Origin of the sequence: Aminobacter sp. BA135 (assembly GCF_050859125.1) — a bacterium.
Classification (GTDB): Bacteria; Pseudomonadota; Alphaproteobacteria; order Rhizobiales; family Rhizobiaceae; genus Aminobacter; species Aminobacter ciceronei.
Genome location: NZ_CP139572.1, coordinates 4,260,330 through 4,283,353, shown reverse-complemented (window position 1 = coordinate 4,283,353; position 23,024 = coordinate 4,260,330). Strand labels below are relative to the sequence as shown.

At 64.7% G+C, this 23,024-nt stretch carries 19 protein-coding genes and 1 pseudogene; 14 read left to right on the top strand and 6 right to left on the bottom strand.

Annotation, left to right across the window (positions count from 1 at the left end):
• Nucleotides 1-76: 76 nt before the first annotated feature.
• Genes SLT36_RS20825 through SLT36_RS20815 form a run of 3 tightly spaced genes read right to left on the bottom strand, consistent with a single transcriptional unit; the run spans nt 77 to nt 2,968 of the window.
• The gene (locus SLT36_RS20825) at nt 77-1,273 is read right to left on the bottom strand and encodes a PAN domain-containing protein (RefSeq protein ID WP_432284227.1); all 1,197 of its coding nucleotides are present in this window, start codon (nt 1,271-1,273) and stop codon (nt 77-79) included.
• Nucleotides 1,257-1,559 carry a hypothetical protein gene (locus SLT36_RS20820; RefSeq protein WP_432284226.1) on the bottom strand — a complete coding sequence of 101 codons (303 nt, stop codon included), beginning with the start codon at nt 1,557-1,559 and terminating at the stop codon, nt 1,257-1,259. Before SLT36_RS20820 ends, SLT36_RS20825 begins: the two co-directional genes overlap by 17 nt.
• On the bottom strand, nt 1,511-2,968 hold the full coding sequence (locus tag SLT36_RS20815) for a hypothetical protein (protein WP_432284225.1): 1,458 nt from the start codon (nt 2,966-2,968) through the stop codon (nt 1,511-1,513). The genes SLT36_RS20820 and SLT36_RS20815 overlap by 49 nt, the downstream gene beginning before the upstream one ends.
• Nucleotides 2,969-3,410: 442 nt before the next feature.
• On the opposite strand from SLT36_RS20815, the gene SLT36_RS20810 reads away from it, so the two are divergent.
• Nucleotides 3,411-5,612: a putative bifunctional diguanylate cyclase/phosphodiesterase gene (locus SLT36_RS20810; protein ID WP_432284224.1), complete on the top strand. Its 2,202-nt coding sequence runs from the start codon at nt 3,411-3,413 to the stop codon at nt 5,610-5,612.
• 13 nt (nt 5,613-5,625) lie between these two features.
• Here SLT36_RS20810 and SLT36_RS20805 read toward each other — a convergent pair.
• Nucleotides 5,626-6,383, bottom strand: a pseudogene (locus SLT36_RS20805) (IS5 family transposase).
• Nucleotides 6,384-6,640: 257 nt separating this feature from the next.
• Nucleotides 6,641-7,561, bottom strand: a complete 921-nt coding sequence (locus SLT36_RS20800; protein WP_432284223.1) for a LysR family transcriptional regulator — start codon at nt 7,559-7,561, stop codon at nt 6,641-6,643.
• Between the two features lie 115 nt (nt 7,562-7,676).
• Between SLT36_RS20800 and SLT36_RS20795 the strand changes: the two genes are divergently transcribed.
• Genes SLT36_RS20795 through SLT36_RS20775 form a run of 5 tightly spaced genes read left to right on the top strand, consistent with a single transcriptional unit; the run spans nt 7,677 to nt 13,789 of the window.
• The gene (locus SLT36_RS20795) at nt 7,677-8,792 is read left to right on the top strand and encodes a BMP family ABC transporter substrate-binding protein (protein WP_432284222.1); all 1,116 of its coding nucleotides are present in this window, start codon (nt 7,677-7,679) and stop codon (nt 8,790-8,792) included.
• A gap of 29 nt (nt 8,793-8,821) precedes the next feature.
• Nucleotides 8,822-10,408, top strand: a complete 1,587-nt coding sequence (locus SLT36_RS20790) for an ABC transporter ATP-binding protein (RefSeq protein WP_432284221.1) — start codon at nt 8,822-8,824, stop codon at nt 10,406-10,408.
• Nucleotides 10,408-11,460: an ABC transporter permease gene (locus tag SLT36_RS20785; RefSeq protein ID WP_432284220.1), complete on the top strand. Its 1,053-nt coding sequence runs from the start codon at nt 10,408-10,410 to the stop codon at nt 11,458-11,460. The genes SLT36_RS20790 and SLT36_RS20785 overlap by 1 nt, the downstream gene beginning before the upstream one ends.
• Nucleotides 11,461-11,469: 9 nt before the next feature.
• Complete coding sequence (locus SLT36_RS20780; protein WP_432284219.1) at nt 11,470-12,405, top strand: ABC transporter permease; 936 nt, start codon at nt 11,470-11,472, stop codon at nt 12,403-12,405.
• Nucleotides 12,406-12,460: 55 nt separating this feature from the next.
• Complete coding sequence (locus tag SLT36_RS20775) at nt 12,461-13,789, top strand: amidohydrolase family protein (protein ID WP_432284218.1); 1,329 nt, start codon at nt 12,461-12,463, stop codon at nt 13,787-13,789.
• Between the two features lie 131 nt (nt 13,790-13,920).
• On the opposite strand, the gene SLT36_RS20770 is transcribed toward SLT36_RS20775, so the two are convergent.
• Nucleotides 13,921-15,102 (bottom strand): N-acetylneuraminate epimerase, encoded by a 1,182-nt coding sequence (locus SLT36_RS20770; RefSeq protein ID WP_432284217.1) that lies wholly within the window; start codon nt 15,100-15,102, stop codon nt 13,921-13,923.
• Nucleotides 15,103-15,177: 75 nt separating this feature from the next.
• On the opposite strand from SLT36_RS20770, the gene SLT36_RS20765 reads away from it, so the two are divergent.
• The 8 genes from SLT36_RS20765 to SLT36_RS20730 all read left to right on the top strand — a co-directional run bounded on the left by SLT36_RS20765 (nt 15,178) and on the right by SLT36_RS20730 (nt 22,772).
• Nucleotides 15,178-15,324 carry a hypothetical protein gene (locus SLT36_RS20765; protein ID WP_432284216.1) on the top strand — a complete coding sequence of 49 codons (147 nt, stop codon included), beginning with the start codon at nt 15,178-15,180 and terminating at the stop codon, nt 15,322-15,324.
• A gap of 213 nt (nt 15,325-15,537) precedes the next feature.
• Nucleotides 15,538-16,269, top strand: a complete 732-nt coding sequence (locus tag SLT36_RS20760; protein ID WP_432284215.1) for a FadR/GntR family transcriptional regulator — start codon at nt 15,538-15,540, stop codon at nt 16,267-16,269.
• Entirely contained in the window at nt 16,266-17,852 is a 1,587-nt protein-coding gene (locus SLT36_RS20755; protein WP_432284214.1) for an ABC transporter substrate-binding protein, read from the top strand. Before SLT36_RS20760 ends, SLT36_RS20755 begins: the two co-directional genes overlap by 4 nt.
• A gap of 177 nt (nt 17,853-18,029) precedes the next feature.
• Nucleotides 18,030-18,989, top strand: a complete 960-nt coding sequence (locus tag SLT36_RS20750; protein ID WP_067963766.1) for an ABC transporter permease — start codon at nt 18,030-18,032, stop codon at nt 18,987-18,989.
• The gene (locus SLT36_RS20745; RefSeq protein ID WP_432284213.1) at nt 18,955-19,863 is read left to right on the top strand and encodes an ABC transporter permease; all 909 of its coding nucleotides are present in this window, start codon (nt 18,955-18,957) and stop codon (nt 19,861-19,863) included. Before SLT36_RS20750 ends, SLT36_RS20745 begins: the two co-directional genes overlap by 35 nt.
• Before the next feature lie 22 nt (nt 19,864-19,885).
• The gene (locus SLT36_RS20740) at nt 19,886-20,803 is read left to right on the top strand and encodes a dihydrodipicolinate synthase family protein (RefSeq protein ID WP_432284212.1); all 918 of its coding nucleotides are present in this window, start codon (nt 19,886-19,888) and stop codon (nt 20,801-20,803) included.
• A gap of 8 nt (nt 20,804-20,811) precedes the next feature.
• Nucleotides 20,812-21,828 carry an ABC transporter ATP-binding protein gene (locus tag SLT36_RS20735; protein WP_432284211.1) on the top strand — a complete coding sequence of 339 codons (1,017 nt, stop codon included), beginning with the start codon at nt 20,812-20,814 and terminating at the stop codon, nt 21,826-21,828.
• Nucleotides 21,825-22,772, top strand: coding sequence for an ABC transporter ATP-binding protein (locus SLT36_RS20730; protein ID WP_432284210.1), 948 nt, complete (start codon nt 21,825-21,827; stop codon nt 22,770-22,772). The genes SLT36_RS20735 and SLT36_RS20730 overlap by 4 nt, the downstream gene beginning before the upstream one ends.
• The last annotated feature ends 252 nt before the right edge of the window (nt 22,773-23,024 follow it).

Genomic DNA, 23,024 nt, shown 5'->3' with positions numbered 1-23,024 from the left:
CTTCGTCTTCCGAGGGGCTGTGGGTGGTCGCAGGCTTAGCGATGATTGCGCGAACGGCCTCTCCACTTCGCCATCCTCAGTTCGAAGCCTTCAGGCCCGACTCTACCCCCTTGAACGGCGATGACGCCTCCGCGCTGCCCATCAGCGAACACATCCTGTTCTTGGCATCGTAGTTGAAGCCGGCACAGGCCCGGTCCTTGGCGCAGGCCAGGACACATTCGGTGTGGTCGGCGACCGCGCTGGCATAGGATTGGCCGACGACGACAGTGTCGCTGGCAAACACCAGGGTCGACAGCGTGATCGACGGTTCCAGGACCTTGCGCGCGGCCATCGTCGCTTCGTCGCTCCTGACCAGGATCGAGGCGTCCGACTTGAGGAAACAGGCGCGGTGTTTCTTGTTGTAGGTCACGGCGAGGCACTTGGCGTCGTCCTTGCAGCGGGCCTGGCACTGGTCGAAGGAGACGTTCCTGATCGGTACACTGAGCATGTCGTTGCCCAGCGCATCCCAGCCATCCCTGGTCAAAAACTCCTGCACCGCCTCCATTTCCCGGCGTTTTGCGAAGCTGGGCTGGAAGTCGGCGCTGGCGAATTTTGCCTCGTCCAGCCAGGGGCAATGGCTGGCGAGCGCGACAGCCTGTGCGTCGTTCAGGCCGGCGGAGGCAAGGGTTGGAGCAGGCGACAGCGGCGCCTGGGGCCGGGCGGTCGGCGACAGCCGGGCGGCAAGGTCGATGTTGACGTCGATGCCGTTGACGACCTTACGCGTGTAACACCAGGCATTGTCCCAGCTCTGGTCTTTCTCGTCCTTGAAATAATGGCCCGACGTCAGTTTCCAGGTCTCGCCCAACAACGGCACGTCGACATTGAGAAACTTGGTGTAGTTGACGGTGGCGACGTCAGGCTCTCTCGGCGCCTCCGGCGGGGAAGACGCTTCCGGCGGGGCAGGCCGTACGGTCGGGATCGGGATTTCCTGGGCGGGGTCGGCTGATCTGGGCGTGTCGGCCGGGGGCAGCTCGGCCTGTGCCGTTTCCGCCTGGGACGGGGCACCGAAGTCGGTGGCCACAGGCGTCTCGGCTGGCCAGAGCAGGGACACGCCGATGCCGATGCCGATCGCGGCGATGGCGATGGCGCCGCCCGTCGCCAGCCGGCGGAAGCCGGTGGCGCGTGCGATCCTGTCCTGAGCGGCGGCTTGCGCCTCGAGCGTCGGGATGGCCGAACGCTTGACCAGCAGGTCGACCGCCTGTTCCAGCAGCTGGGTGTTATGTCGAACTTGCACGCCGCCGCCGCCCATTCTTTGCCCAGACACCGTCCGTTGCCGAGACGCCGTCGGGTGCCGCAACGCCGTCGGTTGCCGAGACCCCATTCTCTGCCGAGCCCCCATTCTCTACCGACACCGTGTCCGCAACTCCGTTCCTGGCCGCAACCCGGTTCCTGGCCGAGATCTTGACCATTTCCGCGACATCGGACGGCAGGTCCGCGTCCAGCGCCTTGCGCAGGGCGTCGGGATCGTCGGTCAGAAGCGGAACATAGAGGATCTCCTTGACCACCCTTTCGACCGGCACCTCGACGCGCTTTTCGACTTCGCGATCGACGGGGACCTCGACCGGCACGGTGATTGTGCGGGTCCGGCGCCAGCGCCATTTGAGCAGCAGGGTGCGGATGAGCCGCGAAAGCCTGCCTTCGACCCGCTGTTCGGCGCGCGCCGCGATGCGCTGCAGGCCGCCATCGCCGTGATCGGCCCGGCAAGGGCGGCGATCAGCGCCAGCGAGCCGAACCAGATGACCGACACGCTGCCGGCCTGGCTTTCGGTGACGTCTTCCGGCTTCACGCCATACCAGCGCCCGGCAATGCGCCGCACCTGGTCGGTCCTGGCGATGGGGATGCGCTGTTTTTCAGCCGCGACGATCTGCTTGGCGATTTCGTCCTGCCGCAGCTGATTGGCGGCAGCGGTCCTGGCTTCGTTGGCCTCCGCCTCCTGGGCATGGGCCCAGCGGGTGCGCGCGTCGTCCTTGCGCGCCTGCCAGTCGGAGGCGGTGCTGGCATAGAGACGTTCGAGCCCGTCCTTCTGGTCGGTCAGCTTTTGTCGCTGCGCCGCCGTCATCGCCGGGCCGGAGGCGCGGAGACGATCGAACTCGGCCCTGAGGCGGTTGAGATCGCCATCGAGCGGCGCGATGGTCTGGTCGAACTTGGCGATGATGCGCGGCCTGGGGTTGGCCAGCTTGGCAACCTCCGCCTCCAGCCGGCGCGCCGAGTCGGTGTCGCCGGCGCTGCGGGCCATTTCGATGCGCCTGTCGAAGCTGTCGCGCTGGCGCTCGAAGACGTCGCCGGCCTCCTTGGCCTCCCTGTCCCGCTGGTCGATCAGGGCAGCCCTGGCCTTGTCCTTGTCGTTGATCTGGTCGCGCACTGCAGCTGCCGCCGGCGTCAGCGCGGTGGTCGCCAGAAGTTCGATCTTGACCTCTTCGATCTGGGCCTGGGTCGCCGCGAGCTCGCGGTCGGCCTGGGCGACGGTTTCGTCCATCACCGCCTTGGCATCGGCGACACGATCGGTCTTGCGGGCGAGCTCGTCGGCGGCGGCCAGTTCGGCGGCCTCCGCCCGGAGCTGGTCGATGCCGTTGGCAAGCTCCTCATATTGCAGCTGGCGCAGCGTGGCGGCCCGCTCGAGCCCCATGAACACCGTCTCGAAGGTGATGGCGGCAAGCACCAGCAGAAAGGCCAGGATGACAGGCTTCCACAGCCAGGAGGCGCTGAACAGCAAGGTGGCGATCGGGATCTTGGTCAGTTCGGCGATCGCGACCATGAAAAACGGCGCACTCGCCAGCGTCAGGTCCATCGCGGTTGCGGTCTGGCTGGCGGAAAACGCCTGCAGACCAAGGGCGAGGCCGGTTGCCAGGCCGATCGTCGCCGCGGCGATTTCCAGCGCCCAGGCACCGCGATAGGTCCACTGGCCGTAGCCGGCCAGCTTCTCGCTCATCGACGCATGCATCCTGATCCCCCAAGCCTGTCCAAGAACAGTTTGCCATCTCGGCAGCGGCTTTGCATTACATTGTTCTGAGCTGAGCCAAGAGAACATCCGGCCTGGTGTTGGACGACAGCTCGTTGGACACATGCCCGCAAGTAAAACGGTGCCGTTCGACATGGTCGTGGGGGCAGGGGCTGCCTGTTTTTTCCCTGGAGCCTGCGGCGTCACCGGCCTTGCCGTTCGGCCGGGCCGTCATGACCCCTCCCGGCCCGCCATGACTTTGCCCGGGCCGCCATGACCCTGGCCGGGTCGTCATGATCTTGCCAAGGAACCTCAGGCTGCGAGTGTCGCCGCGGCGTGGCCGAACAGAGAGGCCTTTGGCCCTGGAGTCACTGACCTAACGTTATGTTAAGTCGATGCTGATATGCCGACGGATCAATAGCTTGCGGACGCCATGGTCATACAAAGCCACCCTCGACCGCTGACCTTTCAGGTGACGCTGACGGTGTTGGCGCTTGCCGTTCTGGGTCTCGGCCTGGCGGTGGGCTTCGGATTGTTGGCCACCCTGCAGGTCGATCGCGCAGCCCTCGACACTGAGCGCACCTTCCTCGTCAACGGCCTGAAGGAAGAAGCCGAGGCGCTCAGACGCGAACAGGAGAGCATCGCCGTCTGGGACGATGCCGTCACTTACGCCAAATCGGGCAACCAGCAATGGATGACCGAAAACCTCGGCGCCTGGATGCATTCCTATTATGGCCATGACCGCGTCTATGTGCTCGACGAGCACGACCGGCCGGTTCATGCCATGCGCGAAGGCCGGACAGTGGCGCCTGATGTTTTTTCCGACGACCGGACAGCGGTCCTGCCCGTCGTCGGCCGCGTCAGGCAAGTGCTGGCCGCCGGATCAGGCGACACGGCCGACAAAGCTGCCGCCGAAGACCTCGTCACCATCGGCGACAGGCCGGCGATGCTCAGCGTCATGCCGCTGGTGCCGAGTTCGGATCGGGTCGCCCAGTCGCCCGGTACGGAATTCGTCCACGTCACCGTGCAGTTCATCGACGATGCCCTGACAGGCAGGATTGCCGCGCGCTACCAGCTGAAAAACCTCCATGTCCTGCCCCGCCTGACCCAGACAATCACCGACGCCACCGTCCCGCTGATCGGCGCCAATGGCATGATCCTGGGTTATGTCGGATGGCAGCAGGCGCGCCCGGGCACCAGCCTCGTCCGCGAAGCCGCGCCGGCGCTGTTTGGCGCGATCGCCATTTCGGCGGCGATCCTGATCTATCTGTTGCGCCGCCTGCGCCGCGCCTCCGGCCAGCTGCAGATCAGCCAGGACAAGGCGCGCTACCTCGCCTTCCACGATACGTTGACGGGGCTGCCCAACCGCGCGCTGTTCGAGGACCGGCTGCGACGCGCTTTGGTCAATGCCGACAGGGACAAAGGCCGCGTCGCACTGCTCTATGTCGATCTCGACCGGTTCAAGCATATCAACGACACGCTCGGCCATCCCGCCGGCGACGAGCTCGTGCGCCAGACCGCGGTGCGCCTGGTCCAATCGGTGCGCGAGATCGATACGGTGGCGCGGCTGGGCGGCGACGAATTTGCCATCATCCTGAGCGGCGTCAAGGACGCGCGCAACGCCGAGGATTTCTGCGACATCGTGCTTGCGCAGTTTTCCATCCCGTTCCAGCTGGCCGACGACCAGGTCTTTGTCAGCACCAGCATCGGCATTGCCCTGTCCCCCGATGTCGGAGCCGATCCCGACGACCTGTTGCGCAAGGCCGACATTGCCCTTTACGAGGCCAAGAAGAATGGCCGCGGCCGCTACCAGGTGTTTGCCGGCGACATGGACGAGATCCTGCTGCGCAAGCGCCGTATCGAAAGCGAATTGCGCGAGGCGCTGACCTCAGGTGACCAGATCCGGCTGACCTACCAGCCGATCTATGCCGGCGACTGCCAGACAATCGTCGGCGCCGAGGCGTTGCTGCGCTGGGCGCACCCCATCCACGGGGCGTTGCCGCCGGGCAATCTTGTGGCGATCGCCGAAGAGCGCGGCATGATCGGACTGCTTGGCGATTATGTGCTGCGGCAAGCCGCCCGTTTTGCCGCCACCAGCACTTTGCCCTGGGTGGCGGTCAATGTGTCGCCGCTGCAGCTGCGCGACAAAAGCTTTCCCGAACGCCTGGCGCAGCTTCTGGAAGAATGCGGACTGACGCCGTCGCGCCTGCAGCTCGAAATCACCGAAAGCGTGCTGTTGGCCAACAACGACACGACACGCAACGTGCTCGGCGAGCTGCGCGCGGCCGGCATCGTGGTCGCCCTGGATGATTTTGGCACCGGATATTCGGCGATCAGCTACCTCAGGCATCATCGCATCGACAAGCTGAAGATCGACCGCTCCTTCATCCAGACGATCGGCAACGACACAAGTGCCGCGGCCATCGTCAAGGCCCTCGTCGAGCTGGCGCTGGCATTGGACATCAGCGTCACCGCCGAGGGTGTCGAGACCGAGGCGCAGAAAGACCGGCTGATCGCCATGCATTGCCATGAATTCCAGGGCTTTCTGCTGTCGCCATCGCTGGAGGCGACAGAGCTTTCCGCAGTGCTGGCGGGCGATGCACAGCCCCTGCAGAAGATCGGGTCCAGAGACTAGGCTGAATCGACATTCAGCGGATCCAGATCATGGTTGCGGCGATGTGGATGAAGCCGAGGAAGTGGATGGCGCGCCGGTCGTAGCGGGTGGCGAAGCGTCGGAAGTGCTTGAGCTTGTTGAAGCATCGCTCAATATGGTTGCGGCATCGGTAGATGAGCGGATCATGCGGGATGGGTTGTGATCTGGAGCGGGTGGAGGGGATGACCACCTTGGCGCCGATTTCGGCGATGAGGCTGCGCAAGGCATTGGAATCATAGGCTCGATCGGCCAGAACGGCCTCAGCGGTGTAGCCTTGCAGCAGCATCGGCGCGGCAAGGATATCGTGGCTCTGGCCAGCGGCGAGCAGGAGCCTCAGCGGGCGGCCGAAGCTGTCGGCGAGCATGTGGATCTTGGTGGTCAATCCGCCTCGGGAACGCCCCAGAGCCTGATTTTGGTCCCCCCTTTTCCGGTCGCCGCCTGCTGGTGGGCGCGGACCAAGGTGCTGTCGAGCATCAGGTATTGGTTGTCCCGGTCCTTGGTGAGGTCGTCGAAGACCCGCTCCCAGACCTTCGCCTTGGACCAGCGCGAGAAGCGCTTGTGCAGTGTCTTCCACTTGCCGTAGCGCTCCGGCAGGTCATGCCAATGGGCGCCCGATCGAAGCACCCACAGCACACCATTGACGAAAAGACGGTTGTCAGAGCCAGTCCGTCCCGGATCTCCAGCCTTGCCCGGCAACAGTGCTGCGATCCGCCGCCACTGCACCTCGCTCAGTTCATATCGTTTCACTGACATCATCAGGTCTCCGCCAAATCACGGAAACCTATGAATCACGCTTCCATCCCGCCGGGAATCCTGAATGTCGATTGGCCCTAGCGCGTTTTCTTCGAATCGCGGGATTGCTCTGACTTTCTGTCTTGCGCAATCCGGATGGAAAACCGCTCCGCGCGCTCGCCCATCTCAAGCGCGGCACGCTCGACTTCAAGCTCGGCACGATGCTTTGGATCGGCGGCAAACTCGCCGCAAGGCTTGAGCCAAGGAACTGCATGAAATCAGGCATTGTTGAGCGACAACGCCTGAACTTCCTCCAATGAACTGGCGATAATGCCGGCAATTGCCTTGCCGGTGTCGGTCAGCGCGTTGACGTCGCGCGAGCAAAGAGACAGCGCCACCGACATTCGCGGGCCGGCCAGCGGCACAAAGCCCAGCTCGCCGCGTCTGACCTCCTCGTAGACATCGATCAAGGTCAGTATGCTTACGCCAAGCCCTTCCTGAACGATCGCCTTCAGGAGAGCGATCGAATTGGACACCGCAAGCTTATGGATCGGCGATCTCAATCTCTGAATGAGCAGGTCGGCCATGGGCCCGATGGTCAGGCTGTCGTCCGTCGAGATAAATCGTTCACTCAATATGTCTTCGATATCGACGTATTTGCGCTGCATCAGTTTATGAGAAGGCTGAGCCACGATTCCAAGACTGAGATGGGCAGTCTTGACGATATTCAACCCCATGTCCTGGGGCGTATTGAAGGCGATTGCCAGGTCCAGTGAGCCTGATTTCACCTTGTCGAGCAATATGTTGGTACCGTCGACATAGGCCCGCAGGCTGATGCCGGGATGCTGCGCCTGAAGGGCGCGAAACGCCTTCGGCAGGAACCCTGTCGCCAGGCATTCCATGATCCCGACACTGACGGTGCTGCCATGCGAGGGACGCAACCCTTCCACTTCGGCGCCTGTCGCGGTGATCTCCTGCTGCAGTTTCCTGACCTGCCCGACCAGAATTCGGCCGGCCTCCGTCGGTCGCATGCCGCGCGGCAACCGCTCGAACAGCGGCAGCCCATATTCCAGTTCCAGATTCAGTATCTGGCGGTTGACGGCCGAGGCTGTCGCATTCATCTGCTCTGCCGCCTTACGGATCGACCCAAAGCGAGCAACCATCTCCAGCGCCTTCGCGCCTTGCGTGATCAAGGGCATTCTCGACACCTGAAATGCGACTGTACGTTTTTTTGATACACTACTGACGCAAATATTCGCTGGTCAATGAGGGGGATGAAAAACTAGCCTTCAGCTCGATTTCGGGGGGAATTCAATGAACTTCAAGCACAGCTTTTCTCGTCGTCGGTTCCTGGCCCTGTCGGCCGCTGCGTCTTCGTCCCTGATCATGCCGAACTGGATCGGCCAGTCGCGGGCGGCACCTCTCGCGGGCATCAAGGAAGAGGATGCCGTCATCGCCTTCGGCCTGACGGGCCCGGTCTCGGACGAGGGCTGGAACACCAAGCAGAATGAAGGGGCCAAGGCGGTCCAGGCGGCCTTCCCGAAGGCGAGGGTGCTGGTGGTCGAAAGCATTCCGTTCTCCGCCGACGCGAGCCGCACCTTCCGGCAGTTCGTGCAGGAGGGCGCCCAGATGGTGTTTTCAACCTCGAACTATGGCGACTTCTTCGCATCGGTGGTCGAACGGTCGCCGGACGTTGCCTTCCTCGAAGCAGACGGCCGACGTGTCGCCGACAATCTCGGCTGGTACTACGCCGCCCACTGGCATCCGACCTATGTGCTCGGCGTGACGGCCGGCCTGCTCAGCAAGTCTGGAAAACTCGGCTTCGTCGCCTCCTTCCCGGTGCCGATGGCGATCTCGTCGAGCAATGCATTCCTGATGGGTGCCCGCTCGGTGAACCCATCGGCGACGCTCCAGGTCATCAGCATCAATTCATGGTTCGACCCGCAAGGCGCCAACCAGGCCGCAAGCGCGCTTATAGACAATGGCTGCGACTTCCTCTTCGGCTCCATGAACGAGGCCTCCTATCTGCAGGTCGCCGAACAGCGCGGCGTGCGGGCTGCGATGTGGGGCTCCGACATGCGACGCTACGGCAACAACGCCTATGTCAGCTCGATCGTGCCCGACTGGACCGCGTTCTATGTCGACCAGGTCCGCAAGCGTCTCGAAGGCAGCTGGTCGGGCGGCGGCCAGACCCTGCTTCCGCTGGGCGGCGGCATCGACCGCGATGCCTGGGGCGAGCAGGTTCCGGCCGAGGTGGCAGCCCAGGCCGACGCGGTGCGCGAGAAGATCATCGGCGGCTGGAGCCCGTTCACCGGCGAGATCAAGGACACAACAGGGGCAGTGCGGGTAAAGGCGGGCGAAACGCTCGACGAGATCGCGCTCTACAACTGGGACTGGTCGGTGGAGGGCGTGTCCGGGCTCAGCACCTAAGCCGATCGCCTCGCTCGATGGACGCTGCAATGCCAGATCCGAGACATCGCCCTGTCAATGGCGACACGACACGGCCGCTCGTGTCGCTGCGCGGGATCGCCAAATATTTTCCCGGCGTCATCGCCAATGCGGATGTCGACCTCGACATCCGTGCCGGCGAGATTCACGCCCTGCTGGGCGAGAACGGCGCCGGCAAGTCGACTTTGATGAACATCCTGACCGGCATCTACCAGGCCGATGCCGGGGAGATCGCCATCGATGGAATGCCGGTTCGCTTCGGCTCTCCGCTCGACGCGATCGCCGCAGGCATCGGCATGGTTCACCAGCACTTCAAGCTGGTCCAGGCCTTCACGGTCGCTGAAAACATCCATCTTGGATGGCGAGAGACGCCGCGGCTGGCCTCGGCCAGGCAGCTGGAAGCGCGAACGGCCGCGATCGCGGAAAAATTCAATCTTGCCGTCAAGCCTGACGCCCGCATCCACGCTTTGTCGGCCGGCGAGCAGCAGCGCGTCGAGATCCTGCGCGTGCTGGCGCGCAATGCGCGCGTCCTGATCCTCGACGAGCCGACGGCGGTGCTGACCCCAGCCGAGGCGCGCGAACTGTTCAAGGCCCTCGACGCCTTCCGGAAATCCGGCAATGCCGTCATCTTCATCAGCCACAAGCTGCATGAGGTCCTCGAGATTTCGGACCGCGTGACGATCCTGCGCGGCGGGCGCAAGGTGGCGACGCATGAGACGAAGGCGTGCGACCATCGCATGCTTGCCGGCCTGATGGTCGGGCGCGAAATCGTGCTGGGAAATTACCGCGACCGGTCGGTCGAAACGGGACAGCATGCCTGTCCGGCGGCTCTGGAGCTCAGGAACGTCTGCGCCAACGACCAACGTGGCCTGCCGGCGCTCCGGAATGTCGACCTCGTCATCCGGGCCGGCGAAATATTGGGGATTGCCGGTGTTGCCGGCAACGGCCAGCGTGAGCTGAGCGAGGTCATCACCGGCATTCGGCCGCTCGTATCGGGCGAAATCCTGATCGGTGGACAGGCGGCGAGCCGCCAGGATGCGGCAGCCTTCGCAACATTCGGCATCGGCCACATCCCGGAGGACCGCCTGCGCAGCGGCCTTTCGCCCTCGCTCTCGATCGACGACAATGTCGTGATCCGGGAATACAGGACCGATCAGGTTTCGCGCGGACCGTTCTTCGACCCACGGGCCGCCAACCGGCTGGCCCGGCGCATCGCAGCGGATGCCGAGGTGGCCATTCCCGATTTCGGCATGCCGGTGCGGAATCTCTCGGGCGGCAACCAGCAGCGCCTCGTCGCCCGGCGCGAGATCCGCATTGCGCGCAAAGTCCTCGTCGCGGCCTATCCCAGCCGTGGCCTGGATATCGGCGCCATCAACACCATGCTTCGCTATTTCGTCGAGCTTCGAAACCAGGGCGTGGCCGTTGTCCTGATTTCGGAGGACCTCGAAGAACTGCTCAGTCTCTCGGACCGCATCGCGGTTCTCTACGAAGGCCGCATCATGTCCGTTTTCGACGCCGACAATGCCGACATGGAGACCATCGGCCTGCTGATGGGCGGGCAGATGGCTGCGTCCACAACCGCTGGCGCGAGGCCGTGATGTCCTGGCGTCTGCAACGGTTCCCTTCGCCTAGGCCTTCCGTGGCCTTTGCCGTTCGCGTCATCGCGATCCTGCTTGCGCTGATCGTCGGTGGCCTCGTCGTCGCCGTCTCCGGGCTCGATCCGCTGACCCTCGGCGGCCAGGTCGTGAAGTCGACATTCGGTTCGAGCTTCGGGCTGGAGGACCTCGGCCTTCTGGCGACGCCGCTCATCCTGACAGGGCTTGCGGTCATGATCACCCGGCGCATCGGGCTCTGGAACATCGGTGCCGAAGGCCAGTTCTATGCAGGTGCGCTGGCAGCCGCCGCACTCGGCCTGTTCGTCCAAGGCCCGGCCTGGCTGATGCTGCCGGCGATGTTCCTGGCGGGCGTCGCCGGCGGCATGGCATGGATCGCCATCCCGACGCTCGCCCGTGCCTTTGTCGGGGTCAACGAACTCATCACCACGCTGCTGCTGAATTTCGTGGCGACCCTGCTCGTCTATTATGTCGCCACCGGGCCGTGGCGCGACCGGGGTGCCGGAACGCTCGGCTCCACGCCGCGCATTCCCTACGAGATGCCTGAACTCTGGGGCATGGTTCACTGGGGCTTTGCCATCGCGGTGGCGCTGACGGTGCTGGTGGCGGCCGTGCTGTCCTTCACCCGATGGGGATACGAGGTGCGCATCAGCGGCGCCAATCCCGAGAATGCGCTCTATGCCGGCATTCCGGTAAGGCGGCGCATCATCGTGGTGATGCTGCTTTCGGGCGCGATCGCGGGCATTGCCGGAATGCTGGAAGTGGCCGGCACGGTGCACCGCCTGCAGGGCGGCATTTCCAACAATTTCGGCTATCTCGGCATCATCGTCGCGGTGCTGGCGCGCACGTCGTGCCTTGGCGTGCTCGCCGCCGCGGCATTGATGGCCTTCATCCTCAACGCCGGCATCATCCTGCAGACGCAAGGACTGACCACCAGTGCGATCGTGGCGCTGACCGGCCTCGTATTGATGTTCACCGCCATCGGCGACGAGTTTGCGCATTATCGTCTCGTCCGCACCGATCGAGCCACCGCATAGGACGCCGCCATGGACATCATTACGGGGTTGCTGACGACGGCGGTGCTTGCCGGAGGCGTGCTCGCACTGGCGGCACTTGGCGAGGTCATCTGCCAGCGCGTCGGGGTGGTGAACCTTGGCGTCGAGGGCCTGATGGCGCTCGGCGCGGTGACGGCCATAGCCGTCACCATCAGCGTCCCGAACCCGTCGGCCGGTTTCGCCGCAGCCCTTGCGGTGGGTCTCTGCTTCGGCATGGTCTTTGCCTTGGCGACGGTGATCTTCCGCGCCAACCAGGTCCTGTGCGGCCTGGCGCTGACGCTGATGGGCACGGGTCTGGCCGCCACCGCAGGCAGGGCGTTTTCCGGAATGCCGGCCAAGGCGACGTTCCAGCCCGTGGCCGTGCCCTATCTGAGCGACATTCCCATCCTCGGACCGGCCTTCTTTTCCCAGAATGTGCTCGTCTACCTGATCTTCATCATCTTGCCCGTCGCCCTCCACTGGCTGATGTTCAAGACGCGTCACGGCCTCAACATGCGCGCCGTCGGAGAAAATCCGGCAGCCGCCGACGCAGCCGGCATCCCGGTCCTGGCGATACGCTTCTGGTATGTGTCGCTGGGTGCCGCACTGGCTGCGGCGGCCGGCGCATATCTCACCCTTGCTTTTGTCCCGTCATGGTCGGACGGGATGGTCGCCGGCCGGGGCTGGATCGCCGTCGCGCTGGTCATCTTTGCCCGCTACAGGCCGCTGAACGTCGTCATGGCGGCGCTTCTGTTCGGGCTGATCACGGCACTTGGCTATGTCGGGCAGGCGCGCAACTGGCCAGTCGCGCCGGCGCTGCTCGGCATGCTGCCCTATCTCGGCACGCTGGGCTTCATCATCGTTCCCGTCATCGTCCTGCAGCGCATGAGGCAAGTGTCGGCGGCGCCGGCAGCGCTAGGCCTGCCCTATTTCCGCGACGTGCGCTGAACATCTGAAATTCTGAAAAACCGGATCCCGTAACGGATCGCGTAGGAGGATACGCATGACCATCGATATCGCCATCATCAACGGCACCGTAATGCCCATGGGCGGCACCACGCCGATCGAGCGCGGAGCGATCACCATCGCCGGCGACAAGATTCTGGCCGTCGGCCCGCAGGACGCCATCGATACCAGCGGCGCTGCAAAGATCATCGATGCGTCCAACTGCGTGGTCATGCCGGGTTTCTGCGACAGCCACACCCACATTGCGTCGAACCTGCTGCTGCGCGGCCTGCTGGAGGACGTCAGGCTGTTCGAATGGCTCTCCACCATGTGGCAGCTCAAGCGCAACTTCGATCCCGAGACGCTGTACTGGGCAAGCCTCAACGGCCTCGTCGAAATGGTCAAGTCGGGCGTCACCTCCTTCAACGAGCATTTCGATGCCTATGCCGTCGAGCCGCAGATCGAGGCGCTCAAGAGGATCCCGCTTCGCTCGACCCTCGGTTACGGCTTTGCCGATCGCGGCGTCTACGCATCGATCACCGACTGGTCCTGGAAGACGCTGCACAGCTTCGGCGATATCGTCGCCAGGCACCACAAGTCGCAAAACGGATTGCTGCATGTCGGACTGTCGCCGCATGCCACCTATTCCTGCGGGCCGGAAATGTTCCGCCTGTCGCGCGAGGTCGCCGACGCGCACAACGTGCCGATCCACATCCACCTCGCCGAAGCGCCCCAGGAGACCGCCTATGTCGCCGAAACCTACGGCACGTCGGCGGTGCGCTGGCTTCATTCGCTGGAGTTCCTGAAGTCCGACGTGACCGCCGCCCACTGCACGCAGCTCGACGAGGACGACGTGAAGATCCTGGCGGCGACCAGGACGAAGATCGCCCATTGCCCCTGCTGCAACGCCAAGGTGGCGTCCGGAACGCTGCCGCTCAAATGCGTGCGCGAGCATGGCGTGACTGTCGGCATCGCCACCGACGGGCCGGCCAGCCACAACACGCTCGACATGTTCCAGGAAATGAAGTTCGCCGGCCTGATCCACAAGGACAAGACAGCCGACCCGGAATTCCTCAAGACGACCGAAATCCTGGAAATGGCGACCTCCGAGGGTGCCAAGGCAATGAACCGTCCCGAAACCGGGACGCTTGCGCCCGGCATGGCGGCCGACGTCATCGTCGTCGACCTCGACAAGGCGCACACGCTGCCGGTTTACGACACGGCTGCGGCATTGGTCTATTCAAGCCGTGCCGATGACGTGCTGCACACCATCGTTGCCGGCCGGCTGCTGATGGAGAACCGCATCGTTGCCGGCATCGATGAGGCAGAAATCCGGGCCAATTTCCGCAGCAAGGCACATGCGCTGCGCAAGCGCAGCCTGGGGTGACCGAAGCGTAAGATGCGGAGGCAATCGGCGCTCCGGGGCCGCAGGCAGACGGTCCCATGCCGCGCCGGCTGACCGGCCGCCGTCGCCTCTCCCCCGGGCCTCGGGTGAGGGCGACGACGGGCCTGCCTTGTTCAGTGTTCGATCGACAGCGCCTTGCCGTCCCATTTCATGAGGAAGACCTCGCGGCGCGGCTTGGCCTCGCCGTCTTCGCCGCCGACGATGAGCAGGCCTCCGGATACAGGGAAGGAGGCGCCGTAAGCGAGCCCGGCCGGCAGTTTTCCGACCTCCCGCCAGATCTTGCCGCCAGTAGCCTCGCCGTCGGAAGGCTTGCCCTCGGCAGCCTCATCATAAACATAGACCTCGTCGCGCCAGCCCTTTTTCAGCCCGTCATGTGCGAACCACTTGCCATCGGCGGCATTGGCCTGGGCGCCGACGAAATTGGCGCCGCCGGCAACGAGAACGGCGCCGCCGACATTGCCGGCAAAGGCGCCGGCAACGCCTTCCTGGCGGTCGTTTGCCTCAGGTGTGGGCAGGTCGGCCAGCTCAAGCCATGAGGCCGACTGGCCTGAGATGCTGACCTTTTTGACCTCCGGCGTGCGCAGGCCCGGCTTGATCTCGCCGCTGATCAGGGTGAAGGCGTCGTCGTCAAGTGCTGCCACCGCGGCGTCGCAATTGGGCAGGAACGGGCTGTCGCCGAGACTGCTCCAGCTGTTGGCCCGGGGATCGTAGGACAGCAGCTCGGCATTCCAGCGATAGTCGGCGGGCGCCATGCCCATATAGGCGTCGACCAGCGTCCTGAAACCTTCCGGGTTCTTCTCCTTGTCGGTGGCTGTGACCTTGGCGAGGTAATCGTCGAACAGCTTCTTGTTGTAGCCGCCGACAAGGGCGATGCGGCCGTCCTCCAGCGCCAGCGCTTTTGCGCCCGACAGTCCGACAGGCGTGGTGGTGTCGACCTTTGTCCAGCCGTCGGCGACAGGGTCATAGGCATAAACCGTGTCGAAGATGATGGCGGATTTTGCGTCGGCATCTGCCTTGCCGTTGCCGGAGAAGACGAAGATCCGGCCGCCCGACACCGCCGCCGCCGCGCCATTGGTGGCGGGGCCCGAAAAGGCGGCGCGCCTGACCCAGCCGGCGGCGGGATCAGCGATATCGAGCGCGTAGAAGTCGCTGCCCGCCGAGCCGAGCCCGACATAAAGCGTGTCGCCGACACGCGCGGCGATGCCGCTCTTGATGCCGACGGGCAGGTCCGGCCAGGCATCGGCGGCCATGGCCGTGGAAAGGGGCGAGGCGAGGGACATTGCGGTGGCGGTCATGACGGCTCTCAACAGGGATTTGCGGGGCAGGGAAGGTTTGCCGGGCCGGGCTGGTTTGGACGATCTGTTGGGCATGTGGGCACTGCTCTCCTTGGTGGTGTGGGCACGGCGCGGCGCGACGGCGCGCCGACGGGCAGGGCGCTGTCCTGGGCTGCGGCTTCGCCCGACAAGCGGCGCAGCGTCGCCGGCGGTCGGCTTCCGGCGGTCGCGGTCGAGCGGTGAGACAGCGTCCGATCGGGTGAACTGTGGACGGCGCGCCTGGGGCCGGCCTGCGGCAGCGAATGCGCTTCGGTCATCAAGGCATCTGCGCTATCCCTGAGGTGGAAATGAGCAACAAGTGGGCATTCCAATATCCCGTTGACAGATATCCTACAAGTGGGTAATCAACTCACCGGTAGCTGTTTTTCGGAACGCCCCAGGCAACCGGAGACCGAGATGAGCCTGAAATCGATCAAGCCCCTGAAGCGCGCCCCGCTATTGCATGTGTCCGTGCAGGAGAGCCTGCGCGCCTATATCGACGACAACGGCCTTGCCGCCGGTGCGCCGCTGCCGCCGGAAGGCGAGCTTGCCACCCAGCTCGGCGTCAGCCGCAACTCGGTGCGCGAGGGCATCAAGGCGCTGGAGTCGCTCGGCGTCGTCGAGTCCAGGCGCGGCATCGGTGTCTTCGTCAAGGCGTTCTCCTTCGAGCCGCTGCTGGAGAACCTCGCTTATGGGCTGGGCGATGCGCTGAAGCAGATCGAGGAGGTCATCACCATCCGCCGCACGCTGGAGGTCGGCCTCATCGACAGGACGCTGGCGCTGATCGGCAAGGACGACATCGCCGAGCTGCGCGAGACGCTCGACAAGATGAAGGCGCTGGCCGAACGCGGCGAGAGCTTCCCCGAAGAGGACCGCCACTTCCACTATCTGTTGTTCCGCTGCCAGGACAACGAGGTGCTGTCGCGCCTGATCGAGGTGTTCTGGCTCGCCTTCTACAAGGCCTCCGACTTCGTCAACCTCGACAATGCCGACCCTGTCCAGACCTGGCGCGACCACGCGGCAATCGTCGACGCGGTTGAAGCCGGCGACCTCGCCGCCGCCAGGGACCGGCTCGCCAACCATTATGCCGGCATCACCAAAGTGATCGCCGACAACAAGACACATCAGTCAAACGGGAGGAGTACATGAACTACAGGACAATGATTTCGGCGCTTGCCTTGTCGGCGGCGCTCTTCGCAGGTGCTGCCGTAACCGCCGCGCCGGCCAATGCCCAAGGGGCCACCATCTCGGGCGGCTTCGATGTCGGCCCCGGCGGCTTCCAGGGCAATTTCAACCCGCTGGCCGCCACCGGCGGCTTCACCTGGCTGGTCACCTATTTCGAGCCGCTGGTGATCTATGACGACAAGCTCGCCACAATCATCGGCGCGCTGGCCGACAGCTACGAGGTCAGCGCCGACCAGAAGGCCTACACCTTCAAGCTCGTCGACACCAAGTGGCACGACGGCAAGCCGTTTACCGCAAAAGACGTGAAGTTCACCATCGAGCTCGCCAAGAACGACAAGGCCGGCTCCGTCTTCGCCGCCCGCCTCGGCGCCATCGAGACCGTCGAGACCCCCGACGACCGCACCGTGATCGTCAGGCTGAGCACGGCGACGCCGAGCATGCTCGACACGCTGACCAAGCTGATGATGCTGCCCGAGCATGCGCTCGCCGCCATCCCGGCCGAACAGATCGCCAAGAATGCCTGGTGGTCGACGTCGCCCGTCGGCACCGGACCGTTCAAGTTCACCAAATATGTCGCCGACCAGTATGTCGAGCTCGCCGCCAACCCCGATTTTCACGGCGGCAAGCCGGCGGCGGAAAAACTGATCAACCGCTATTTCGCCAATCCGGCAGCGGCCATCGCAGCGCTCCGCGCCGGCGAGATCCAGTTCACCTATGTCGATTCCAACGACGTCTCGACCTTCACCGGCGACAACGCCTTCACCGTCATCGAGGGCGACTCCTATGTCGTCAATTATGTCGGCTTCAACCAGGAAGTGCCTTTGTGGAAGGACCTCAAGGTCCGCCAGGCCTTCATGCATGCCATCAACCGCGACGCCATCATCCAGAGCCTCTATGGCGGTGCCGCCAAGCCGGCCAACTGCGTCTATGTCGCCGACCGGCTGGTGCCTGAGGGCATCGACCCCTATGCCTATGATCCGGAAAAGGCCAAGCAGCTGCTCGCCGAAGCCGGCTGGGACAAGATCAACGGCGACAAGCCGATCACCATCCTGACCTATTACACCTCGCCGCTCGCCACCAACGTGCTCGCCGCCATGCAGGCGATGCTGGCCCAGGTCGGCATCAACATCGTGCCGCGCGCCGTCGACACGCCGACCTACAATTCGGTCGTCTACCAGCAGTCGGGCAATGCCGGCGACTTCCCGCTGATCTATGCCGGCCTGCAGAACGGGCCTGATGCCTCCAACATCAATATCGGCCTCAACGAAAAGCAGATCCCGCCGGCCGGCGCCAATCTGATGCGCATCCGCATGCCCGAGGTGACCACAGCGCTCGACGCCGCCCTTGCCGAGACGGATGCCGCCAAGCGCGACGCCCGCTACCAGGACGTCTGCAAGGCGACCAACGCCAACCTGCCCTGGGGCACGATGTGGGTCGCCAACCGCTACGGCGTGGCCTCGAGCAAGCTGAAGGACTTCGTCTGGACGCCGGCGCCTGCCGGTGGTCCCTACCAGGCCCACCCGGAAAAGTGGTCGATCGCCGAATAGGCCAACTCCTCCCTCGGGGGGCGGCCATCCCAGTGGTCGTCCCCGCCTTTTTGTGGAAGCCTGCCTTTCCGGACGCCCGACTTTTTCTGGAAGCCCGACTTTTCTGGAAGCCCGACTTTTCTGGAAGCATGCCGCCGCTGGCCTGGCTTTCCTTTTGACAGAGGGTTCTGAACCCCAATGCTCCGCTATTGCCTCAATCGCCTGTTGATCGGGCTCGGCATGCTGCTCGCACTGACAGTGCTGATCTTCGTCTTGCTGCAGCTGACGCCGGGCGACCCGATCGACGCCTATATCGACCCCAACGTCGCCATGTCGAAGGAGGCGATGGACGCGCTTCGTGCCCAGCTCGGCCTCGACCGGCCGCTGCCGGTGCAATATCTCGCCTGGCTGTCGCAGGCCGTGCAGGGCAATCTCGGCCACTCGCTGCAGCGCTTCAACGAGACCGTGTCAGGCCTGATCGTCTCGCGCATCGGCCCGACGCTGTTGCTGATGGGCGCGGGGCTTGCGATCGCCATCGTCGTCGGCATCGCCTCGGGCATCGTCAGTGCCGTGCGCCGCAACTCCTTGCCCGACTATTCCTTTTCGGTGCTGGCGCTGCTCGGCATTTCGAGCCCCGCCTTCCTGACCGCCTTCCTTGGCCTGTACCTGTTTTCGGTCAGGCTGAAATGGGCGCCCTCGGGCGGCATGCTGACGCCGGCCAGCGATTTCTCGATCGCCGACCTGTTGCACCACCTGATCCTGCCGGCCTGCGTTCTGTCCATCGGCCATGCCGCGCTGATCATGCGCTACATGCGCGCCTCGATGCTCGAAGTGCTGAACCAGGACTATGTCAGGACGGCCCGCGCCAAGGGCGTCAAGGAGTTCTGGGTGGTGACCAAACATGCGCTGCGCAACGCGCTTCTGCCCGTCGTCACGCTGATCGGCTCGACGATCGGCCTCGCCGTCGGCGGCGCCATCTTCATCGAGAGCGTGTTCAACTGGCCTGGCATGGGCCTGCTTCTGATCAGCGCGGTCGAAACCCGCGACTATCCCGTCATCATGGGCGCCACGCTGGTCATCGGCGCTTGCGTCATCGTGGTCAACATCCTGACCGACCTTGCCTATGCGGTCATCGACCCGCGCATCCAGGTGGCCTGACATGAGCGTTCTGACCCTGTCCTCGACCGGCCCGATGGCCCGTGCCTACAACCGCTTCACCCAGAACCGGGCGGCCCTGTTCGGCGCGGCGCTGCTTCTGCCGATGCTCGTTGCCGTGCTCACCTATCCTTTGTGGCTGCCCTACAAGCCCAACGACATCGACCTTCTGGCGATGAACGGCGCGCCGTCCCTGAAACACTGGTTCGGCAGCGACGGCGTCGGCCGCGACGTGCTGGCCCGCACGCTGGAGGGCGGCCGCATATCGCTGATGGTCGCCGTCTCCTCGGTGGTGCTGTCGACTGGTATCGGCTTCCTCGTCGGCGCCGTCTCGGCCTTTGGCGGCCGCTGGGCCGATGCGCTGGCCATGCGCTCCGTCGACCTTGCCATGACGTTGCCGCCGGTCATCTTCCTGCTCGTGCTCGCCTCGATCGTCGGCTCGGGCATCTGGTCGACTGTCGTCGTCATCGCCCTTCTGTCCTGGCCGGTGCTGTCGCGCATGATCCGCGCCCGGCTGCTCGAACTGCGCGAACGCGAGTTCGTCATGGCCTCGCGCGGCATGGGGGCGGGCCTCGGCCATCTCTTGTTCCGCCACGGCCTGCCCAATTCGATCGACATCCTCGTCGTCTACGCCACGCTGCAGGTCGCCAACGCCATCCTGCTCGAAGCCGGCCTGTCCTTCCTCGGCCTCGGCGTGCCGCCGCCGGCGGCCAGCTGGGGCAACATGCTGAACGCGGCGCGCTCGACGGCGGTGCTCGAACAATTCCCCTGGCAATGGCTGTTCCCCGGCGCAGCGCTTGTCCTTGTCGTGCTTGCCATCAACTTCATCGGCGACGGCCTGAGAGACGCCTTCGACCCCCGCGCCGACCTCAACTAACCCTCTGGAAGAGAAGCAAAAAATGTCCAAATTCTTCGGTGTCGTTCCTCCCGTCGTCACCCCGCTCAACGACGATTTTTCCGTCGACTACGCCTCCTATACGCGGGTCCTCGACTATCTCATCGACAATGGCTGCCACGGCCTGTTCCCGCTCGGATCGACAAGCGAGGTGGTGTTTTATGACGATGCCGAGCGCCGCAAGATCCTCGAACACACGGTCAAGGTCGCCAATGGCCGGGTGCCGGTCATTGCCGGCGTCATCGACCCGACGACCGACCGCGTCATCCGCCACGCGCAGACCGCCAGGGACGTCGGCGCCGACGCCGTCGTCGTCACCGCCCCGTTCTACACCATCACCAGCCAGGCCGAGACGCTCGACCATTTCCGCATCATCCGCGACGCCGTCGACATTCCGCTGATTGCCTATGACATTCCGGTCTGCGTCCACAGCAAGCTCGCCCGCCAGACGGTGGTGACGCTGGCCAGGGAAGGCACGATTGTCGGGCTTAAGGACTCTTCGGGCGACGACGGCAATTTCCGCTACGCGCTGAGCGACCTTGCCGACACCAAGGACGTGTTTTTGATGACCGGCTCCGAGATCGTCGTCGACAATGCCCTGCAGATGGGCGCGCATGGCGTCGTGCCCGGCCTCGCCAATGTCGATCCGGCCGGTTACGTCAGGCTGTGGAACCACGCCCAGAAGGGCGACTGGGACGCCGCCCGCAAGGAGCAGGAACGCCTCTGCCGGCTGTTCGAGATCGTCTGGGTCGCCGCCGGCCGCGTCAGCGGCGGCGCCACGGGCGTCGGCGGCTTCAAGACCGCCATGCGCAGCCTCGGTATCATTTCGACCAATGTCATGGCGCGCCCGCGCGCCCCGCTCAACGACGCCGAGACCGCCCGGATCGACGAGATCCTGCGCTCGGTCGGCCTGCTCAACTGAGGCTTCCGATGCGCACCGAACCCATCCTCGAGATCAAGGGCCTGAGAACCGTCTTCCGGGTGCGCGGCCGCGAGATCGCCGCCGTCAACGGCATCGACCTTGTCGTGCACGCCGGCGAAACGGTGGCACTTGTCGGGGAATCGGGTTCGGGCAAGTCGGTCACCAGCCTGTCGGTGATGCGGCTTTTGGCCCGCGGCATCGGCGCGATCGACGCCGGCGAGATGCTGTTCCGCGGCAAGGACGGCAAAATCCGCGACCTGGCCAGGCTTGGCGCGGAAGAGATGCGGCGCGTCCGCGGCAACGACATCGGCATGGTGTTCCAGGAGCCGATGACCAGCCTCAACCCGGTCTACAGCATCGGCGACCAGATCTCGGAAGCGCTCAGGGTGCATCGCGGCACCGGGCGGCGGGCAGCGCTGGAGGCGGCCGTCGCCCTGCTCGACAAGGTCGGTATTCCCGATGCCCGCCGCCGTGCCGGGCAATATCCGCATGAACTGTCGGGCGGCATGCGCCAGCGCGCCACCATCGCCATGGCGCTGGCCTGCGACCCGACACTTTTGATCGCCGACGAGCCGACGACGGCGCTCGACGTCACCATCCAGGCGCAGATCCTCGAGCTGCTGCAGGGCCTGCAGCGCGAGCGCGGCATGGGCGTCCTGTTCGTCACCCACAATCTCGGCGTCGTCGCCGAGATCGCCGACCGGGTCGCTGTCATGTATGCCGGCCGCATCGTCGAGTTCGGCCCGGTGGCCGAGGTGTTCCGCAACCCGCGCCACCCCTATACGCTGGGCCTGCTGAACTCGATGCCGCGGCTGGGGGCCGCCAGCGCCATGAAACGCGCCGGCGAGAAGCTCAACGCCATTCCCGGCATGGTGCCGAGCCTCGCCGACATGCCCGCAGGCTGCGCCTTTGCGCCACGCTGTCGTTTTGCCATCGAGGCATGCCGCCAAAACATTCCCGAACTCGAAAGCGTCGCTGCCGGCCATGGCAGCCGCTGCATCCGCTGGCAGGAGATCGCCCGATGACCCCGCTACTTTCGGTCCGTGGCCTCGCCAAGCATTACCAGACGCGCGGCGCGACCCTGAAGATCCTCGAAGACATCTCCTTCGACGTCGCCAAGGGCGAGGTGGTCGGGCTGGTCGGCGAATCCGGCAGCGGCAAGACCACCATCGGCCGCTCGGTGCTCCGGCTGATCGAGCCGACGACGGGCGAGGTGCGCTTCGACGGCACCGACATCACCAGGCTGTCCAGTGGCGAGATGCGGCGCCGACGGCCGCGCATGCAGTACATCTTCCAGGATCCGTATGCCTCGCTGTCGCCGCGCATGACCATCGGCGAGATCCTGACCGAGGGCCTGAAGATCCAGGGCATCGGCACCAGGACGGAGCGGCTGGAGCGGGCGAAGAAGGCGCTCGAACAGGTCGAGCTGCCGGCCGACGCCATCCACCGCTACGCCCACGAATTCTCCGGCGGCCAGCGCCAGCGCATCGGCATCGCCCGGGCGCTGACGCTGGCGCCCGAATTCATCGTCGCCGACGAACCGGTCTCGGCGCTCGACGTGTCGATCCAGGCGCAGGTGGTCAACCTGCTGCGCGACCTGCAGCAGCGGCTCGGCCTGACCATGCTGTTCATCTCGCACGACCTCGCCGTGGTCGAATATATCTGCGACCGCGTCATCGTGCTCTATCTCGGCCGCATCATGGAGATCGCCACCACGGAGGATCTTTATGCCAGGCCCGAACACCCCTACACCAGGGCGCTGATGTCGGCGATCCCGTCGCCGGACCCGGAGGCCAGGAAGGTGCGGGAGATCCTCAAGGGCGACATTCCGAGCCCGGCCAATCCGCCCAGCGGCTGCGTCTTCCGCACCCGCTGCCCCAACGCGCTCGATGCCTGCGCTGCAACGCGACCTGAGCTGCGCGAGGTCAGGCCGGGTCATTTCAAGGCCTGCATCCGCGATGATCTCTAGCGCAATTCCAGGAAAACTGTGCAGCGGTTTTCCGTCCGGAATTGCGCAAAAACAAAGAGCAATTCCAGGAAAACTGTGCAGCGGTTTTCCCAGGAGAATTGCGCAAAAACAAAGAGCAATTCCAGGAAAACTGTGCAGCGGTTTTCCCAAGAGAATTGCGCAAAAACAAAGAGTTAGTCTTGTCGCCTGAAGCCGTTTCCATCAGCTGGCTTGGGCCGCCGTCCCGGGCAGCGCCGTTCAGGCGGCCGTTTT

Excerpts from the sequence above, each read along its gene's own strand:
- SLT36_RS20815 (WP_432284225.1), bottom strand. The coding sequence starts at position 2,968 with ATGAGCGAGAAGCTGGCCGGCTACGGCCAGTGGACCTATCGCGGTGCC.
- SLT36_RS20810 (WP_432284224.1), top strand. The coding sequence starts at position 3,411 with ATGGTCATACAAAGCCACCCTCGACCGCTGACCTTTCAGGTGACGCTG.
- SLT36_RS20800 (WP_432284223.1), bottom strand. The coding sequence starts at position 7,561 with ATGCCCTTGATCACGCAAGGCGCGAAGGCGCTGGAGATGGTTGCTCGC.
- SLT36_RS20795 (WP_432284222.1), top strand. The coding sequence starts at position 7,677 with ATGAACTTCAAGCACAGCTTTTCTCGTCGTCGGTTCCTGGCCCTGTCG.
- SLT36_RS20790 (WP_432284221.1), top strand. The coding sequence starts at position 8,822 with ATGCCAGATCCGAGACATCGCCCTGTCAATGGCGACACGACACGGCCG.
- SLT36_RS20785 (WP_432284220.1), top strand. The coding sequence starts at position 10,408 with ATGTCCTGGCGTCTGCAACGGTTCCCTTCGCCTAGGCCTTCCGTGGCC.
- SLT36_RS20780 (WP_432284219.1), top strand. The coding sequence starts at position 11,470 with ATGGACATCATTACGGGGTTGCTGACGACGGCGGTGCTTGCCGGAGGC.
- SLT36_RS20775 (WP_432284218.1), top strand. The coding sequence starts at position 12,461 with ATGACCATCGATATCGCCATCATCAACGGCACCGTAATGCCCATGGGC.
- SLT36_RS20770 (WP_432284217.1), bottom strand. The coding sequence starts at position 15,102 with ATGACCGCCACCGCAATGTCCCTCGCCTCGCCCCTTTCCACGGCCATG.
- SLT36_RS20760 (WP_432284215.1), top strand. The coding sequence starts at position 15,538 with ATGAGCCTGAAATCGATCAAGCCCCTGAAGCGCGCCCCGCTATTGCAT.
- SLT36_RS20755 (WP_432284214.1), top strand. The coding sequence starts at position 16,266 with ATGAACTACAGGACAATGATTTCGGCGCTTGCCTTGTCGGCGGCGCTC.
- SLT36_RS20750 (WP_067963766.1), top strand. The coding sequence starts at position 18,030 with ATGCTCCGCTATTGCCTCAATCGCCTGTTGATCGGGCTCGGCATGCTG.
- SLT36_RS20745 (WP_432284213.1), top strand. The coding sequence starts at position 18,955 with ATGCGGTCATCGACCCGCGCATCCAGGTGGCCTGACATGAGCGTTCTG.
- SLT36_RS20740 (WP_432284212.1), top strand. The coding sequence starts at position 19,886 with ATGTCCAAATTCTTCGGTGTCGTTCCTCCCGTCGTCACCCCGCTCAAC.
- SLT36_RS20735 (WP_432284211.1), top strand. The coding sequence starts at position 20,812 with ATGCGCACCGAACCCATCCTCGAGATCAAGGGCCTGAGAACCGTCTTC.
- SLT36_RS20730 (WP_432284210.1), top strand. The coding sequence starts at position 21,825 with ATGACCCCGCTACTTTCGGTCCGTGGCCTCGCCAAGCATTACCAGACG.